This is a genomic window from Paenibacillus oceani (assembly GCF_014705615.1).
Classification (GTDB): domain Bacteria; phylum Bacillota; class Bacilli; order Paenibacillales; family NBRC-103111; genus Paenibacillus_AB; species Paenibacillus_AB oceani.
Genome location: NZ_JACXJA010000091.1, coordinates 1 through 1,226 on the forward strand (window position 1 = coordinate 1; position 1,226 = coordinate 1,226).

Sequence of the window (1,226 nt, forward strand, 5' to 3'; positions counted from 1 at the left end):
CTAGTACCCCATCAATCCTTAAATTGTGGGTAAAGGCGTTTTAATTTGATCCTTGCATCATCAGTAGTAAATTGCCAATCTACGCCCTTTTGTTTCTGGTTTCGTGTAGTCTCCCATGCCGAAAGTTCATCAGCCAATTGGGAGATCGAGGGGATGCGCCGTCCCAGACATTGGCTGGTCATGATGCTGAGTTCAATCTCCGCGATATTCAGCCAACTGCCGTGTTTTGGCGTGTAATGAATCTCCAAGCGTTTGGCCAAGCGACGAGCGGTTTCAGGATCGAAAGCCTGATAGAGTGAAGCGATAGAGTGGGTGTTCAGATTGTCCATCACCAGTTTGATTTTTGGTGCCTGCGGATAGTGAACATCTAATAGTTCCATTACTTGCTCGGCCCACTCGATACGGGTTCGCTGCTCCCGGACCGCGACATGGCGCCAACCTGCTAAAGGCTCGGTAAAGATAAAAATGCTGCAGGTTCCTTGGCGGACGTACTCGCTGTCTTCCCGCAGGGGCTTGGCGAGTTTCATCGGAATGGGCTCTCGGGATTCATCCAGCAATTGATAAGGTTTTTCGTCCATACAAATGACCGGACAGTCCGCATCGTAAGGCAATCGGTAGACATCCAGCACATCCTCCATCGCCGCGACAAATGCCGCATTCTGCTCAGGAGGAATACACCAGCATTTACGAAGATGGGGCTTGAGTTCGTTTTTTTAAAACCTGCCTGACGGTCTCATGCGAAATGCTGTCGATGTAGTGCAATTCGACTACCCGATCGGCCAGGAGTTCCAATGTCCATCGGCTTCTACCGTTGGGTGGCGCACTGCAACTGAGAGCAATGATCTTCGCCTCAAGCTCACCCGTTATTTTTGCAGGCGTCGGCGGTGTCACTCGTTTTTTTCTTCCAATGGCACATTGCCATCCTAGCTCGGCATAGGCTTTTCGGACGGCATAAACGGTGTTGACATGCACCTGCATGCGCTCGGCGATGTCCAGTTCTCTCAAAGACCCACCCACTCGGTTTGCATCGGCCGCCAGCAGGATTTGGGCTCGCCTGATCGCTCGGGCAGAAGCTTTTCCTGTGGAAATAAAGGCACGTAAATGGGTTTGTTCTTCCGCCGTTAAACGTACGGGATTTTTAATAGGTTGCATCTATGGATTCCTCTTTTTGGCACAACTATACCATATTCATCCAACCTATACTATTAGATTTGAGAGAGTACTAG

The 1,226-nt window shown here is 50.0% G+C and carries 1 protein-coding gene; it reads right to left on the reverse strand.

The window, feature by feature from the left end; genetic code table 11:
• Positions 1-11: 11 nt before the first annotated feature.
• A protein-coding gene (locus IDH45_RS33720) for an IS630 family transposase (protein ID WP_190932547.1) occupies positions 12-1,152 on the reverse strand; the annotation gives its coding sequence in 2 pieces (ribosomal slippage) (positions 12-714 and positions 713-1,152; 1,143 coding nt in all).
• Positions 1,153-1,226 lie beyond the last annotated feature (74 nt).